Origin of the sequence: Paenibacillus sp. LPE1-1-1.1, from assembly GCF_040676435.1 — a bacterium.
Classification (GTDB): Bacteria; Bacillota; Bacilli; order Paenibacillales; family Paenibacillaceae; genus Pristimantibacillus.
The window spans coordinates 547718-564126 of the sequence record NZ_JBEGHY010000023.1 but is presented as its reverse complement, the minus strand read 5'-3'; the positions used below and the strand labels follow the sequence as shown (position 1 = coordinate 564126).

The following is a 16409-nucleotide window of genomic DNA, read 5'->3' as shown; positions in this document are numbered from 1 at the left end:
ATGATAGCTATTGGAGGTGATTGAGTTGGTCATTAACAACATGAATAAAAACGTCAATCGTCAAAATCAAGCGGGCTTGCGCGGACAGTCAGGAAAGTTAAAAACAGACAAGTTCGCCAGGCGTCCGTCGAGCTTGAATGGTATTAACAAACAGCTTCCTTAGAACAAGGGGCCGCTATACGGAAAGGAGAGCGTAAAAGTTCTTAGCTCTCCTTAAATATAGTTTAAGCATATTTAAGCTGTGAAGCCCGTAATTGATTTTTAATAAAAGCAATGCGCCTGCGGACGTAAAAGTCCTTGCATGCGCCCTTCAAATCATTGGGAGTGATCACCTCCTCTGCAACATTATCAATGATAATAAGCCGTCCATCGGCATAGAACTTAAAGGTTAAGTCGCGTCCGGGACGTTCATTCTCTACATAACGGAAATTTTCGCAGATGTTTTTCATGGTGATCAGGCCTCCTTCAAAATGTTGAATTCGATGATCAATAGAACGTTTGTTCTTGTTTTTATTATACCAAACATTTGTTCGTATGGAAACTGTTTTTTGTTTAACGTAAACTAGATTCATAGAAGCAGTTGCTGCAAACAGAAGGAGCGCGGAAAATGATCAGAATAAAGAATCTTTCAAAAAAAATTCCCGGCGGGCCGAAGGTGCTCGATGATATTAGTTTCGAGGCTTATCCAGGAGATTTTATTGCCATTAAAGGAGATAGCGGAAGCGGGAAGTCAACCCTTCTCCGTTGTCTTGCTTTGCAGGAAAAGTGGAGCGAGGGCTCCTATCAATTTAATGGCCTGGATGTTTTCAAGCAGGGGATATCCGGTAAGCTTAAAGTGAAGAAAGAAGTCGCTTATGTGGAAGAGAAGCCTTTTCTGTTTCCGAATAAGACGGGTCTCAAAAATGTGATAATCGGTTCAGTCTCGCAAACACCGGCATGGCGCAGATGGACAGGCATGGTGAGAAGCGATGATTATATGGGCGCAATGGACTTGATCGAGAAGAGGGGACTGCTCGAGAAAGCCCACCAGAAAGCCAGTACCTTAAGCGGCGGCGAGCGGCAGCGTATGGCAATCGCAAGAGCTCTTGTGCATGGCGCGAAGGTCATCGCGGCGGACGAGCCTGTGTCCGGCCTCGATCCGCATACGGCAGATCTTGTTTTGAACGATTTGAAAGCGCTGTGCAAAGAGCAGGGCGTAATCGTTATTGCCGTCATGCACCAAGGAGATTGGGCGGAGCGATTCGCGGACCGCATACTCGGTTTGAAGAACGGCAAGCTCGTGCTTGACGTCAGCGGCAGAAGACTCACGGAACGCGAGAAGGCTCTGCTGTGAACGAGATCGAGCTGCGCACCATATCCGAACACGAGCTGGAGGACGCCATCGCGCTCGAGCTGCGCTGTTATCCGCCTGAAGCGGCAGCAACCTTGGCTGGCTTTCAATTTAGATACGCCCATTATCGCCCCTTTTTCTGGTCAGCCTGGGGAGATAATCAGCTAGTGGGCATCATAAACGGCATTCGAACATCCCAATCCGAATGCGGGGACGAAATGAAGGGGAATCAAACCGATTTTTTTAACGGCGTAAACTTTTGTATCCTCACGGTTGCGGTGGACGGGCAGCACCGCGGGAAGGGTATCGGATCCTTGCTGCTGCGAAAGCTGGTGCAACAATGCAAAGCTTCCGGCATCGAAAACGTTATCTTAATGTGCGAGGAGCATCTCATTCCGTTCTATGAAGCCGAACAATTCGTGCTTCGAGGCATTTCGGCCTCGAAGCACGGAGGAATAACTTGGTATGAGATGAGCCGTTCGCTGCATACAATGGAGCATCTTACCGAATAGGAAGGTGTCTTCAACATGCCATTTCAATCACCGGTTGTTGTACAAACTGCCAAGACCGATTTTCCTAAGGCAGAGCTGTCCTTGCCATACATAAGCGGAGGGAAAAGTGAAGCCGCAGATAAAAAAATAAATGACGCGATTCATCATGCAGTTCAGCAATTGGTTCATAATCAGGGTTCCCTGGATGATCCAAGGGCACAGATGCTGGGTTATTTTGAACAAAAGAATAACCAGAAAGACTACCTCAGCCTGTCATTGTTTAATTACGCTTTTACGGGCGGCGCTCACGGGTTGACCCTGCAGGAATCGCTTACCTTTAAACAGTCGACCGGCCAAACGTATACGCTCGCTCAGCTCTTTAAACCGGGAGCGGACTATGTAGAACGCATTAGCGCGATTGTAGACGCTCAAATCAAGGCGAGAAATATCGATACGCTGGAGCCTTTTAAAGCTATCCGTCCAGATCAAGACTATTATGTGGCGGATCGTTCGCTCGTTATTTACTTTCAGCTTTATGAGCTGGCGGCCTATGTCTTTGGTTTTCTATACTTTCCGATATCGGTCTATGAGCTTCAGGATATCATTAATGAGGACGGTCCTCTCGGAGCGATGCTTGTTAATGATTGAAACAAAATAAGCCTATTTTGCTAAGCCGCGTAACAGCCGCAAGCTATCAAGGAGACGACGATTTGACTTACTTTTTTATACTTTTCGCAGCTGCATTGATTGCCGCCGTCTCGTTTGTCTTCTATCAACAGCGTCATATAGATAAGAAACAAAGCCGAATGAAGAAAATCCCGGCTCTTCCGTCTTCTGTTACGTTTAGTTCACGGTCTATTCATGCTATCCCGGCCCGAGTGGACGCAGAATTGAATGGTTCTCGTGAAAATGAGCTGCAATCAGAGGGAGACATGAAACGCAACCTGTTGGTCGTGGATGACCAATATGCTATTCGGAAGATGTTATCCGAAGTTTTTATTGCACGGGGAATGGCAGTGTTCGAGGCGGATAACGGCTTTGACGCATTAGAAGTATGCAAGAGCCGCGATTTGGATTGCATCTTGCTTGATTTAAAAATGCCGGATATGGATGGCATTGAAATATTACGGGAGATCAGGTCAATCTCGGTTGATGTACCGGTCGTTCTGCTCACTGCGTATGCCTCGCCTGAAAAGATGAATGAAGCCATTGAGCTTGGCATTAGCAATTGCTTCACGAAGCCCTTTGATATTTTGGAGCTGCAAGAGGAAATTGCGAGAACGATTGACCAGCGCCAGTTAAAAATTACTGGTTAAAAAACGACCGGATAGAAATTGCCTCGCATCTTAAAAGATGGGAGGTTTTTTATTTTCTCTGCTTGATCAGCAGCTCAGCGGGGGAGGGGAGGGATATCTTCATGTCAAAAACCCTGGAAAAAGTACGGGAAATAAAAAAGATCATTGTAGGAAATATTCGGACAATTGCAAAAACATTTCCCGGGGAAACGCAATATGCTACATAATAGAGAGGTTTTCGACAGCGAGCAGCTTGGGAAATGGAGAAGATGTCGAAAGCGTTTTCCGAAGAAAATTAACCTCATTAATATTTAATGCAGTTATATCTCTTTGCCAACATCTCCCTGGGAAGATTATAATAGTCAGATAAGAAAAATCGCTCAGGAGGAAAGAGGAAAATGACGCAAACTACGGGGAAAGCCAGACTTATTTCACTTAATATTGGCAAGCCTGCAGCGATCGCTCACGGCTCTAAGGAGATTATTACCGGCATTTTCAAAACGCCTTCATCGAATCCCCATCATTTAGCCTTAACGGGGCTTCAAGGCGACGGCCAAGGAGACACCGTTAATCATGGCGGGCCGGATAAGGCCGTGTGCGTGTACTTTGAACAGAGATACCCCTATTGGCGAGAGCAGCTAGCTAGTTCCGTAGATTATGGAGCGTTTGGAGAAAACTTCACTTTGTCCCATTGGACAGAGGATGACTTATGTATCGGAGACATCATCCAAGCGGGCGAAGCCATCCTTCAGGTAAGCCAGCCAAGACAGCCTTGCTTTAAGCTTGGTTTACGGCATAACTTGCCTGAATTGCCTGTTCATGTGCAAAAGACGGGTTATACGGGTTTTTATTTCCGGGTCATTAAAGAAGGAAGCATCGAAGCGGGAACAGAGTTTACGATCACGCAAAGGCATCCTGCCCGCAAAACCATATCCGAAGCTAACCGCGTTATGTACCAAGATAAACAAGATCTTGACGGCATCCGCGCTTTGCTGGAGGTGAAAGAGCTGGCTGCGAGCTGGCAGGAACAACTTGGCGGCCGTCTTACAAAGCTGTCGATTGAGATTCAAGGGGGATCAGCACGTTGATTGACACCATAGATTTTACATCTTACTTAAACGAATATGAATTTCCCGCTCCTTGCTTAATCGAAAACCTGGAAAGCGGAATGAACAATACGACCCGGATCATTTCCTCGGCCGGCAAAAGGTATGTGCTGCGAATCTACAATAACCACAAGGACACCGATATTGTTAGGCTTGAACAAGAAATCCTATCTGAGCTTCAGCAGGAGGAGCTTCCGTTTCGTATACCCGTTCCATTAAGGAATAAGCGCGGAGAAACGATAAGCATCGCGACTGACGGGACGCTGTCTGCATTGTTTCATTATATAGACGGCGAGCGTCCATCCGCGGCTAACCTGGCGCATGTGTATGCATTAGGCGTAACGGCAGCGAAGCTGTCTCGAGCATTAGCTGCGATCCGGCCAACTCGCAAGGCGCAATACAGTCCGTACTATCGGCTGGAAGAGACCTATGCGCCTATGGATGGAAAGATCTTCTTGGTTATGGCAGAGCGATCCGCGGAGCTTACTGCCCGGAAACCCAGCTTCGAAGCACTTCAAGCGGAGCGTGAGCAGTTAGCTGAGGCATGCGCGGAGTTCGAGCAATGGCCTATGCAATGGATTCATGGGGATCTGGTTTTCAACAATACGGTGTCGCAAGATGATAGGATCATCGGCGTGCTTGATTTTGAATTCGCGACAATGGATGTAAGAGCGATGGAGCTTGCGGTCATTGTTGTTGATTTAATTAAGCCCAATGACGTCGCGCTGCATGAGAAAGTCAGGATTTTGCTTAACGGCTACCAGGATACGAATCCGCTAACCGGTCGGGAGCTTAAGAAATTACCCTTGTTAATGAAGCTAAGGCTGCTCGACGTTGCTTTGCATTTTGCAGGACGCTTAAGAGATCAGCTTGATCATGAGGATGTACTTTGCGGAATTATCGATCAATCATTATTTGGCTGCAAATGGATTAACGAACATTGGGAGGATGAGATGGTATGAGTTTAGCAAAAGCGCTGGGATACGGCGAAGGGGAAAAGCTGCTTCTTATCAATGCTGACGATTTCGGGTTATGCCATTCTGTTAACTCAGGCATTCAGCAGCTCCTGCTTGACCAAACGGTCAGCTCGGCAACATTAATGATGCCATGCGGCTGGGCGCGGGAGGCGGCGCTTTGGAGCGCAAGGCATCCGCAAATCGACGTAGGCGTACATTTTACGTTTACGAGTGAATGGGATCTTTACCGCTGGGGACCGGTCAACCGCAAAGGGAAAACCGATTCTCTGGTAACAAGCGAAAACTATTTTCCGAAGGAAAGCAAAACCGTAGAGCAGCTTGCCGATCCGGATCAAGTGAAGGAAGAGCTTATCGCGCAAATCGAAATGGCATTGGCGATGGGGATGAAGCCTTCTCATGCCGATAATCATATGGGAAGCATGTATGGGTTAGCGACAGGCCGCCATTTCCTTCCTATTGTTTTGGATGTATGCGCTTCCTACGGACTGCCTTTCCGGCTGCCTCGATATTTGCTCCAGGAAAATGGGCAAATCGCGCCGCCGGAACTTGCCGAACAGGCGAAGCAGCTGGCACAGCTTGCGGATTCAAAGGGAGTGGTCATCTTGGATTACTTGGTTGGACTACCCTTTCAATTACAGGATGGAGAAGACTTTCATTCCTTAAAAGCAGACATGCGGATGCTGTTAAAAAGCCTGCATCCTGGCGTGACCGAGCTTATCATCCATCCTTCCCTCGTAACGGATGAGCTTCAAGCTTTTCACGGACAGCCGCTCAAACGGGGGATGGAGCTGGAGCTGTTCCGTGATCCGGATATTCAGAAGACCCTACAGGATGAAGGCATACGCATGATTCGCTGGCGCGAGCTTCAGAAGCTTCAACGTGACCGTACCTGCTTTAAAACTTAAAAAAGGAGCTGACTTATGTCTTTTCAAGCAATCAAGCAATTAGCCGAACAAGTGAAAATGAATATAGGCCGCGTTATCGTCGGAAAAGAGGAAGTTGTCGATTTACTGCTCATTGCACTTATAACATCCGGCCATGTCCTGCTAGAGGATGTTCCAGGAACAGGCAAGACATTGCTCGCAAAATCACTTTCTAAATCGCTTGATCTCACTTTTAGACGAATTCAGTTCACGCCGGATTTACTGCCATCGGATTTGAGCGGCATTCATTTCTATAATCAAAAGCTAAGCGAATTTGAATTCCGCGCGGGTCCTTTATTCACAAATTTATTGCTAGCCGACGAGATCAACCGCGCAACTCCGCGCACGCAATCCAGCTTGCTCGAATGCATGGAGGAGCGCCAGATCAGCATCGACGGAGAAACGAAGCTGCTAGCGCGCCCCTTTATGGTTATTGCCACTCAAAATCCAGTGGAGCATCAAGGGACCTTTCCTTTGCCAGAAGCGCAGCTTGACCGGTTCTTATTTAAAATTAAAATGGGTTATCCCTCGAGCGAAGAGGGCTTGCAGCTCTTAAAGCGCTTTATGGCAAATGATCCTTTGTCTGAGCTTGAGCCTGTGGCGGGCATCGAAGTCATCCTGCAGGCACAGCAAGCCTATGCAGCCGTTAAGGTAACGGATGATGTTCTGCAATACTTATTGCAAATCGTAGAGCAAACGCGTAAGCGCGAAGAGGTATCCGTCGGTGTAAGTCCCCGAGGCAGCCAGGCGCTATTGCGTGCTTCCCAAGTCCATGCCATTCTTCGTGGGCGTGACTTCGTTACGCCTGACGATATTAAAGCGATGGCGAAGCCCGTGTTAGCGCATCGTTTAGCGATTCGCGGCATGCAGCGTACGGCTAACCAAGCGGATTCGATCATCGATGATATTATTCGTCTAACGGCCGTGCCTGCTGAAGCCGGCGTATCGGTCCGTTAGGCGGCTGAGCGATGGTCTTATTCTGGTTTATCGTAGCCGCTGTCGCAATCATATCCGTACAAAGCCGAGTGTTCCAGCGGTTTGTGCTGCGGCACATCAAATATGAACGCCGTTTCACCTCAAAAGCATGCTATAGCGGGGAACAGGTGGAGTTATTGGAGGAAATGGCCAACGCGAAGTGGCTGCCGGTTCCGTGGCTTCGAGTAGAGTCTCAGCTGTCTACGCACCTGCACTTCCAAAAGCAGGACAATTTTTCGGTGAGCAGCGGACAGCTCTATCAGAATCATAAAAGCTTTTTCAGTCTTGCGCCTTACACGAAGATTAGGCGCACCCACCGCATCACCTGCGCAAAACGCGGATGGTATAAGCTTCAAACGGTGACTTTAACAGGCGGCGATTTGCTCGGACTGTCTAATGCGTCAGAGCAAATTGCTCTGCAGGGCGAGCTTCTCGTGTACCCAAAGCCGGCAGAGGTGCCGATCCAAGAGCTGCCTTACCATAGCTGGCAAGGCGACCAATCGGTTAGACGGTGGGTAATTAACGATCCCTTTGTCATAGCCGGCGTACGTGATTATCAAGCAGGAGACACTTTCAAGCAGATCAACTGGAAGGCAACGGCAAAGACGGGAAGTTTTCAAGTCCATCAATATGATTTTACGGCAGACCGCAGGCTGATGATTTATTTGAATGTGGACGATGCGGAAGGCATGTGGCGCAGCGTAACGGATCTCGCGCTTATTGAACGGGGGATCGAGTGGGCAGCGGGAGCGGCGGAGGCGGTTATCCGGCAGGGCATGGAGGTTGGCTTCGGCACGAATATGCCCATTCGAGGCATGAAGGAGAGCGTACTTATTGAGCCGCGAGGCGGTCACGAGCATTTAATCGGCCTATTTGAGGAGATGGCAAAGCTCGAAATCGAACGAACGGAGCTTTTCCATCATTTGCTGGAACGGGAAGCGCGCAGCGGATTCAGCGAAAGAGATATTCTTATGATTACATCCTATTGGAATGATGAATTGGAGCAGCAGGCCAATCAGTTGAGATATAACGGCAATGCAGTAGCGGTGTGGACTCTGACCGAAAAGGCTCTAGCAAATCAAGCCAATGGCGGACAAGCTTCAGCAAGCGCAAGCAAGGAAGAGGTGAGTGCGTGAACAGTCCGATGAAGCAAACCGCTTCGTTAAAAAGCTTAGGGCAGGGCATCATTGAATTATTATTTTATTTGCCTGTTGTACTGATTGCTGCCGTATACCTGCTGCCCTTGTCAGCCATCTGGATATGGATTGCCACCTTGCCGTTATGTTACTCGGGAGGCTCGCTCATTATAGCAAATCGGGCGGGTTTGCGATTAGGCACGCGATTGCTGCTGGCCGCTGTTCTTGGAATAGTACACAGCTTGCTCTTAAGTGCCGCTGGGTTAGGAGCAGGGGCGATATGGGCAAATGCAATTTGTGCCTTAATCGCTGCTCTTTTTGCATTAAAAGGGATGTCTGCACTGTCGCGGGGTTGGACCATCTCTTTTCCCAATACCCAGATGCTGTTTTGTGTATTGCTTTATGTAGCGATGCAGCCTCTAAAACTGATGGTTTTTAAAAAGCTAATCGATTATAACGGGGCATTAATCCTTGGCGGGATTACCGCTGTCATTTTATTTTTCTTCTTAGCAAATGAACGGCATTTGAACAGCGAGACCATTGATACGGGAAAAACAACCGCAACGCTTGCTTTTAAACGACAAAATCGGATGATGATGGCCATCATTGTAGTGATCATTTGCGTTATCGCATTGTTTCGGCAAATTCAACAAACGATTGAGCGCTTCTTTCATTCTATTGTGGAACGGTTGATCAGCTGGTTTGACCAGCCCAAGGAAGTACAGCCGCCTGCCGAGGAGATGCCAAACGCTGCAGAGCCGCAGCTGCCTGCCGGAGAAGCGAAAGCTCCTTCCGAGTGGATGCTGCTGATCGAGCAAATTTTAAAAATCATTGGCATCATACTCGCTATCGCTGTAATATGCATTCTCCTGTATTTCCTGGTTAAGAAGCTGTATCAATGGGGGAGGCTTATCGCAGCAAAGCTGCGGGAGCGTGGGGCCGATCATCGACATGCCGAAACAGGATACACGGATGAAACCGAAAGTTTAATGTCATTAACTAACTGGCGTGAGCAGATGGGGAATCAGCTTAAGAAGCTATTCCCTAAGAAACGTACGTTTGCGCAAGAATGGAATGAGCTGCGGACGGGTGCTGAAAAAATAAGGTATTTGTACACACGATTGCTGCGAAACGGAGCCGAGCAGGGCTATGTCGCCAAAGACTATTTGACACCACGAGAAACAGCGGATGAGATGGCGAACTGGAAGGACGGAACATTAAAGCCAAGCAGTTTGCAAAACTTTATTGACGTATACGAAAAGGTCCGATACGGTGACAAGCTGCCCGACGATCAGCAGGTGGATGCCTTTAAGGAGCAGTTCGATAAAAAAGGGAATCAAGCCCGGTAATGGCTGATTCCCTCTTTTTATTCTAGTCATGATATGAAATAGCTTAAGCTAGACTCTGAATATGCTCCGCTATTTTACGCCCATGGTAGCGGCCGGATTCTATGAATATTTCATTTGCTTCATGTCTCGATGCAACGACTCCCGCTAAATAAATACCAGGTACGTTGGTCTCCATCGTATTCTCATTGAAGGTAGGAAATCCTTCCTCCTCGATCGTAACTCCGCTGGCATTAAGGAAGTGGCGATCGGGGTGAAAGCCGGTCAATGCCAGCACAAAATCATTTTCGATTTGAATCGAACCTTCCGGTCCTTCGACGGTAATCGCATTGTTTTCTATACCGATAACGGTCGATTGGAACAGCATACGGATCAATCCTTTAGCTACTTTGCTTTGAAACCCGGGTTTGACCCATGGCTTTATGCTTTTGGAATAATCCACGCCCCGGTAAATAACGGTAACGTCCGCGCCAACCCGTTCAAGCTCAAGTGCGGCATCAATGGCCGAATTGCTGCCGCCGATAATGGCGACCTTCATGCCGACATAGGGATGGGATTCGCGAAAGAAATGACTGACTTTATCCAGCTGTTCACCGGGAATGCCGAGCTCGTTAGGGTGATCAAAATAACCGGTTGCAATAATGACGTATCGGCTTCTGTAGCGGTGCTTCTCGCCGAAGCGGTTCTCGCCTTGTAAAATAAAATAATCCGAATCTGGCGTTATGCTTGTGATCGACTCATATGCTTTTACGCGAATTTGGTGACGCTGAGCCGCTGTCCGGTAATAATTCAACGCCTCTAACCGGGAAGGCTTTTCGTTGGCCGTCGTAAACGGGATATCGCCGATTTCGAGCAGCTCAGGCGAGCTGAAAAAATGCATATACGTCGGATATTGCGAAATGGAATGGACAATATTCCGTTTTTCTATGACTAGGGGACGAAGTCCGATCCGCTCGAGCTCAATGGCTGCCGCCAAGCCGCACGGACCGGCTCCGATAATGATGGCCTCTTCATTTTGCATGTATTGTACCCTCCTAAACAGATAGCGAAGCTATCAAGGTTTCTATTAGAACGCTTAACGCTCATTTTACTGCGGAGCGCACATCTTGTGCAAATTTGGATGATTGGCTCTCTTGTACAGGCATTGGAATATTGTATAATGGTGTGGAAACGTTCATAATAAGATAGCTAATAGATTGGAAGCTAGCTTTATTTCATAAAAGAATTGGAGGAGATCACATGCGGCGGCGTTTTGTAATAGAAGCAGTACTGGTAGCAACGTATGGGCATCTTCTTGTACCAAGTCGTCCGATTGATTATGTCGTGCCTTATTCTTCCATCGCAGAGCTGTACGATATGAGAGACGGTGCTGATCCCGTTATGGATGATCCAGACGATGATGGGCATGTAAAAAACAAAATAAATGAGCTGATTGCTTTTTTCGAGGACTCGCTCAATCGCAAAAAAATTGAAAAGGCGATGCAGGTTCCTTGGCGGGAAAGCTCGCCTTTGCTGCTAAATGAAACGATTCAATTTACGGTGGTGCATGCAGTAGATAACGCGCATTACGGTGAATTGTTTGATCCTATCGAAACCGAGCTGCTGCTTACGAGCTTGAAGCTGAGCGTGCCTTTGCTTTCTGACCAGTTTGAATTTCAGGATAAGCTGATAGAAGCAGAGGTTCCCGTACAAATTTATGACATCGAAGATTTTGAATTTGCCGTAGAAGAAGGAATCTCCTCGAGCGATTTTGAGCAGTCCCATGAGACGGACAGATTTTAAAATTTTTTTTCCAAAGACCTCTTGCGCAAAGCCGGAACAGGATGTTAAGATTTGGGTGGGTTAGGAAGATATTATCAAATGGAAAATGAAAAGGGGGGCTCTAGGATGTTTAACAATGGGTTTGGAATGAAGGTTGCTGACGCGCAGATTAGCTTATTATTCCATATTACCGATCAAACATGCCGACCGGCCTGCCTTCGTTCAATGGTGCCAACTGAGCTTTCGTAGCTTTCGTTGTTCGCTGTCATACGGAGATCTCAAGCCAACTTTGGCTTGAGATCTTTTTTTGTTTCCATAATGGAAAGGGGTTGTCCAATGAAAACGCTTTTACGGCTTATGATTTATGTAAGACCTAATGCGAAATGGGTATTCATTGCAATTACGATTATGATTTTGGCAACGATATTTGATCTGGTTGCGCCATGGATTTTAGGTCAAATATTTGACGAGGGAATCAGTAAGCGAAATATGTCCGTAGTCATTGGATTGACGCTTGCGTTAGCAGGCATACAGGCGCTGAAAAGCATCGGGATGTTCGTGCAAGGTTATTCGCAAGAGCTCGTCGGCCAAAATGTCGTGTTCAAGCTTCGGAAGGAGCTATACGAGCATTTGCAGCGTTTGTCCTTCTCTTATTTCGACCGGGCGCAGACAGGGCAATTAATGTCGAGAATGACCGGTGACATTGAAGCTGTAAAAAACTTCGTCGGGTTCGGGGCGATGAACTTATTTACCGGCATGCTCACCTTTCTTGGCACGACCATTTTTATGATGACCATGCAGTGGAAGGTCACGGTAATCAGCTTGATTACAATCCCTTTTATTTTGTATGTGCTGTTCCGTTTTAATCATCGCGTGGGCCCTGCATGGTCCAATATTCGCGAGCAAATGGGACGTTTAACCACAACGCTCCAAGAAAACATTTCCGGTATCCGCGTCGTGAAATCGTTTGCTACCGAGTCGGTCGAGCAAAGAAAATTTGCAAAACGAAACGAACAAAATTTTGATACGAATATGGATCGCGCGAAGCTGGAGGCCAAAGCTTTCCCTCTTATGGGCTTATACGGAGGTCTTACTTTTGTCATGATGATATGGATCGGCGCCATCTTTGTCGTGCGCGGTGAAATGTCGCTCGGTACGTTTATGGCTTTTCAATGGTATACATGGGGAATTATATGGCCGCTAAACATGCTCGGCTGGCAAATTAATATTTTTCAGCAGGCCATAAAAGCAGCTCCCCGTGTATTTGAGGTGTTGGATACGCCTGTTGATATCGAGAATCCTGAAGAAGGAATCGATACCGCGAATATGAGCGGAAACGTCGTGTTTGACCGCGTTACGTTCCATTTTGCCGATCAAGATGTTTCAAAGGAAAAACCAATATTGGATCAGGTTTCTTTCCGGGTAAAACAAGGCGAAGTAATCGGCGTGCTCGGTGCTACAGGCTCAGGTAAAAGCAGTCTGATCGGATTGCTTTCACGTTTCTATGATGTAACGGATGGAAGTGTTCAAATCGACGGGATTGATGTGAGGGAGTATGAGCTGAACGGTTTGCGCAGAAGCATCGGTATCGTTCCCCAAGAGACTTTCCTGTTCTCGGCATCCATACGCGATAATATCGCATACGGTTATCCGGAAGCAACGCAGGAGCAGATCGAAGACGCAGCCCGAAAATCACAAATCCATACCTTCATTGAGTCGATGCCAAACGGATACGATACGCGAATCGGCGAACGCGGCGTCGGCTTGTCTGGCGGTCAAAGACAGCGCGTTGCTTTGGCGCGGGCAATCTTGATGGATCCACCGATCCTCGTTCTGGATGAAGCAACCGCAAGCGTGGATACAGCGACTGAGTCGGCAATTCACGAGGCTCTGCTTGAAGTCATGAAAGGGCGGACAACGTTCATTATTGCGCAGAGGCTTTCCTCCATACAGCATGCCGATCGCATTATTGTTCTTGAGAATGGCCGTTTGACTGAGGAGGGCACCCATAAGGAACTAAATGAAGGCAGCGGATTCTTCCGTCAATTGTTCGATAGACAGAAGCAAATCGCTCATCAATAGAGAAGAGGTGAGAACATAGCATGAGTCAAGTGGAGTGGGATCTGGACGAGGATCAGGAAGAGAAGCCGTTTAACGGGAAATATATGCGGAGGATGATGCAATATCTTATTCCGTATCGCAAATTGATGACATGGGTCGTCATTGTCGTCCTCCTCAATATGTTGTTGAGCTTGTCGGAGCCCATCATTCTCGCTTATATCATCGACAAAGGGATCGTAGCGAAGGATTTTACCGTGATCCATGTGCTTGGCGCGGTACTTCTAGGCATTAAGCTGCTCAGCTGGCTGTTCAGCTGGATGCATACGAGGTGGATCAATTTTACGGGCCAGCGTATATTGTTTGATCTGCGGCAGCAATTATTTAATCATTTGCAAACTTTATCCTTCCGATTTTTTGACGGACGTCCGGCAGGTAAAATCATGTCCCGTATTACGAATGATACGAATGCGATTGGCGAGCTGATTAACGGCGGTTTAATTACGATGGTCATGGAAGTTACGCATTTACTCGGTATCGTTATCATCTTAGTTTGGATGGATTGGCAGCTTGCGCTGTTATCGTTCGTTATGATGCCGCTTCTTTATCTCATCATCTTGAAGCTGCGTCCGAAAATTGAAGGCTCGTGGTCGCGTTCGCGGTCAACCATGTCTGCAATCAACGGCAATTTGAACGAGACGATTCAAGGTATTCGCGTCATTCAAGCCTTCTCGCGTCAAAGGACGAACAACGAAAGATTTAATGGCATTAACTTTCGGAATAAACAGGCGTTCATGCGGGCAATTACGTTAGAATCGACGGTTTACCCGTTGGTTGAAATGATCGGAATGCTAGGTACGTGCATTGTCGTGTGGTATGGGGCAGCGCGGGTAATGGACGGTGCGATCACACTCGGGTTTATCATGGCGTTTATTAATTATCTTTGGCGTTTCTGGGGGCCGCTCAGCGCGCTCTCTAAGGTGTACAGCCAGCTGCTGTCAGCAATGGCATCTGCCGAACGGATTTTTGAAGTGCTGGATACGGATCCGGAAGTGAAAAACAGCAGCCTGGCGCGCGAGCTGCCACAGGTTCAAGGCGAAGTAACCTTTGAGAACGTATCGTTCCGCTATGAGGAAAATAAACCCGATGTGCTAAAAAAGGTTTCTTTTCACGTCAATCCGGGACAGCGAGTGGCGCTCGTAGGACCTACGGGAGCTGGGAAAAGCACCATCGTCAATTTATTAATGCGATTTTATGATGCAAGCGAAGGTACCGTTCGGATTGACGGTATGGATGTCAAGCAAGCAACGCTGGAATCGCTTCGCAAGCAAATGGGAATCGTGCTGCAGGATTCATTTATTTTTGCAGGCACGGTGGAAGAGAACATACGTTACGGTAACGAGACGGCGAGTGGGGAGGAGCTGCGCAAAGCAGCAGAGAGCGTCAGGCTGGACCGGGTCGTCTCGAAGCTTGCTGACGGCTACCAAACAGAGCTGGAGGAGCGCGGATCGAAGCTGTCCGTCGGTCAGCGGCAACTGCTCGCATTCGGGCGCGTGCTGCTTTCCGACCCAAGAATACTTATCTTAGACGAGGCAACGTCAAGCGTAGATACGGAAACGGAGCAGCATATCCAAGAAGCGTTGCAGACGCTGCTCGCCGGCAGAACTGCCTTTATTATCGCTCATCGCCTATCGACCATCAAAGACGCAGACCTGATTCTAGTCATCGAGAATGGAATCATTGCCGAACAGGGATCGCATAGCGAGTTAATGAAAAAAGGCGGGATTTATGCGAATCTGGTACTCACGCAGCTCTCCATGCAGGAGTCGGTTGTTTTGCAAACCAGCACATAACTGTCTTTAAGAAAAAGAGGAGGAGTCAAGCAAGCGCTGATGAAGCGTTAGCTTTGCTCCTCCTCTTTTTTTGTGCGATCGATTGCTTGAGCCATCGTTTTGTCCGTTAAATGAGCGTAGATTTGCGTTGTTTCCGGTGAGGCATGCCCCAGCTGCTCTTGCGTTTTATAGATATCATTTCGCAAATAATAATCGGTGGCGAAGCTGTGCCTTAGCTTATGAACCGATAAATAGGGCTTGCCAAAGCGCTTAGCATATTTGATGACCATTTCTTGGATCGCGCGTTTTGTCATACGTGAGCCTTCGTTTTTCCCATTCGCTATAGCTAAGAACAAGGCCTTCTCGCGCTTTGGTGCTTTGTAGCGTACATCCCGCAAGGTCAGATAGGCTTGTAAATCCTCGACTGCCTCTTGGCGGAAGTAGACTGGCGTTTTAAAGGTATCATCGTTTTTGCCTTTGCGATATACGTAACACAGCTTTTTCTTTAATTCAATATCATCGACATTCAAATTCACGAGCTCCGACACGCGCAGGCCGGAATGCAATATGAAGCTTATGATGCAAGCATCGCGTATCCAATTCAATTCATAAGAGTAGAGCGCTTGCTTGTTTGAGGCGACATCGGTGCCGTAATGCTGCTTGATATACGACATGAATTCCGAAATTTCTTCCTCCTGCAGCAGCTTGCCTTCCAGCTTGGCCGCCGTATCCTTTGGTTTATGCGTCCGCTTAATCGTTACTTTGGCCATCACGTTTCGTTTGAGCAGCGGATAGAACTCTTCATCCTCGGCGATTTGGCTTAAGTAATGAAACAAAGAACGAAGAGAGGAGAGCTTGCGGGATATGGTTGTTTTGCTGTTTCGTTCCTCTTTATATGTCGATAAATACATCCGGAACCCGTCAATGCTGTCCATATGCAGCTTCTCCAGCTCCAGCAGCGACACATCTCTAAGGTTCGCAGCCTCGGACAGACCTTCAGCCATAAGCCAGTTAAGGAATGTTTCGTAATCTCTCATATATTCCACTAATGAAGAGGGAGATAAGTCCGGCAGCTTATAGTTAATGAATTTCTCAATGTACCAGGGCATGGAGGGAAGCTTTTTATCCAATTCTTCGCGGTCCTTCTGTTTTAAAATATTGATGGCAGCACAGCCCCTT

The 16409-nt window shown here is 47.6% G+C and carries 16 protein-coding genes; 13 read left to right on the top strand and 3 right to left on the bottom strand.

Going from position 1 to position 16409, the window contains the following annotated elements:
- Positions 1 to 224: 224 nt before the first annotated feature.
- Entirely contained in the window at positions 225 to 449 is a 225-nt protein-coding gene (locus MRBLPE1_RS19250; protein ID WP_364148475.1) for a hypothetical protein, read from the bottom strand.
- A 158-nt stretch (positions 450 to 607) separates the two neighbouring features.
- Between MRBLPE1_RS19250 and MRBLPE1_RS19245 the strand changes: the two genes are divergently transcribed.
- The 10 genes from MRBLPE1_RS19245 (at position 608) to MRBLPE1_RS19200 (ending at position 9582) form a co-directional block, all read left to right on the top strand.
- The gene (locus MRBLPE1_RS19245; protein WP_364148473.1) at positions 608 to 1333 is read left to right on the top strand and encodes a phosphonate ABC transporter ATP-binding protein; all 726 of its coding nucleotides are present in this window, start codon (positions 608 to 610) and stop codon (positions 1331 to 1333) included.
- Positions 1330 to 1842 carry a GNAT family N-acetyltransferase gene (locus MRBLPE1_RS19240; RefSeq protein ID WP_364148471.1) on the top strand — a complete coding sequence of 171 codons (513 nt, stop codon included), beginning with the start codon at positions 1330 to 1332 and terminating at the stop codon, positions 1840 to 1842. Before MRBLPE1_RS19245 ends, MRBLPE1_RS19240 begins: the two co-directional genes overlap by 4 nt.
- A gap of 15 nt (positions 1843 to 1857) precedes the next feature.
- Positions 1858 to 2469 (top strand): DUF3298 and DUF4163 domain-containing protein, encoded by a 612-nt coding sequence (locus MRBLPE1_RS19235; protein WP_364148468.1) that lies wholly within the window; start codon positions 1858 to 1860, stop codon positions 2467 to 2469.
- Entirely contained in the window at positions 2466 to 3137 is a 672-nt protein-coding gene (locus MRBLPE1_RS19230; protein ID WP_364148465.1) for a response regulator, read from the top strand. Before MRBLPE1_RS19235 ends, MRBLPE1_RS19230 begins: the two co-directional genes overlap by 4 nt.
- Before the next feature lie 377 nt (positions 3138 to 3514).
- Complete coding sequence (locus tag MRBLPE1_RS19225) at positions 3515 to 4204, top strand: MOSC domain-containing protein (RefSeq protein WP_364148462.1); 690 nt, start codon at positions 3515 to 3517, stop codon at positions 4202 to 4204.
- Positions 4201 to 5184, top strand: coding sequence for a phosphotransferase (locus tag MRBLPE1_RS19220; protein WP_364148460.1), 984 nt, complete (start codon positions 4201 to 4203; stop codon positions 5182 to 5184). The genes MRBLPE1_RS19225 and MRBLPE1_RS19220 overlap by 4 nt, the downstream gene beginning before the upstream one ends.
- Positions 5181 to 6104: a polysaccharide deacetylase family protein gene (locus MRBLPE1_RS19215; RefSeq protein ID WP_364148457.1), complete on the top strand. Its 924-nt coding sequence runs from the start codon at positions 5181 to 5183 to the stop codon at positions 6102 to 6104. The genes MRBLPE1_RS19220 and MRBLPE1_RS19215 overlap by 4 nt, the downstream gene beginning before the upstream one ends.
- Before the next feature lie 15 nt (positions 6105 to 6119).
- Positions 6120 to 7079, top strand: a complete 960-nt coding sequence (locus MRBLPE1_RS19210; protein ID WP_364148454.1) for an AAA family ATPase — start codon at positions 6120 to 6122, stop codon at positions 7077 to 7079.
- Positions 7080 to 7090: 11 nt separating this feature from the next.
- On the top strand, positions 7091 to 8233 hold the full coding sequence (locus MRBLPE1_RS19205) for a DUF58 domain-containing protein (protein ID WP_364148453.1): 1143 nt from the start codon (positions 7091 to 7093) through the stop codon (positions 8231 to 8233).
- Positions 8230 to 9582, top strand: coding sequence for a DUF4129 domain-containing protein (locus tag MRBLPE1_RS19200; RefSeq protein WP_364148450.1), 1353 nt, complete (start codon positions 8230 to 8232; stop codon positions 9580 to 9582). Before MRBLPE1_RS19205 ends, MRBLPE1_RS19200 begins: the two co-directional genes overlap by 4 nt.
- Positions 9583 to 9625: 43 nt before the next feature.
- Here MRBLPE1_RS19200 and MRBLPE1_RS19195 read toward each other — a convergent pair whose 3' ends face one another.
- Positions 9626 to 10600: a YpdA family putative bacillithiol disulfide reductase gene (locus MRBLPE1_RS19195; RefSeq protein WP_364148448.1), complete on the bottom strand. Its 975-nt coding sequence runs from the start codon at positions 10598 to 10600 to the stop codon at positions 9626 to 9628.
- A gap of 218 nt (positions 10601 to 10818) precedes the next feature.
- On the opposite strand from MRBLPE1_RS19195, the gene MRBLPE1_RS19190 reads away from it, so the two are divergent.
- From MRBLPE1_RS19190 to MRBLPE1_RS19180, 3 genes are all read left to right on the top strand, one after another.
- Positions 10819 to 11361 (top strand): ADP-heptose synthase, encoded by a 543-nt coding sequence (locus MRBLPE1_RS19190; RefSeq protein WP_364148445.1) that lies wholly within the window; start codon positions 10819 to 10821, stop codon positions 11359 to 11361.
- 315 nt (positions 11362 to 11676) lie between these two features.
- Positions 11677 to 13422, top strand: a complete 1746-nt coding sequence (locus MRBLPE1_RS19185; RefSeq protein WP_364148442.1) for an ABC transporter ATP-binding protein — start codon at positions 11677 to 11679, stop codon at positions 13420 to 13422.
- 20 nt (positions 13423 to 13442) lie between these two features.
- Positions 13443 to 15251, top strand: coding sequence for an ABC transporter ATP-binding protein (locus tag MRBLPE1_RS19180; protein ID WP_364148440.1), 1809 nt, complete (start codon positions 13443 to 13445; stop codon positions 15249 to 15251).
- Between the two features lie 47 nt (positions 15252 to 15298).
- On the opposite strand, the gene xerS is transcribed toward MRBLPE1_RS19180, so the two are convergent.
- The gene (gene xerS, locus MRBLPE1_RS19175) at positions 15299 to 16393 is read right to left on the bottom strand and encodes a tyrosine recombinase XerS (RefSeq protein WP_364149748.1); all 1095 of its coding nucleotides are present in this window, start codon (positions 16391 to 16393) and stop codon (positions 15299 to 15301) included.
- Between the last annotated feature and the right edge of the window lie 16 nt (positions 16394 to 16409).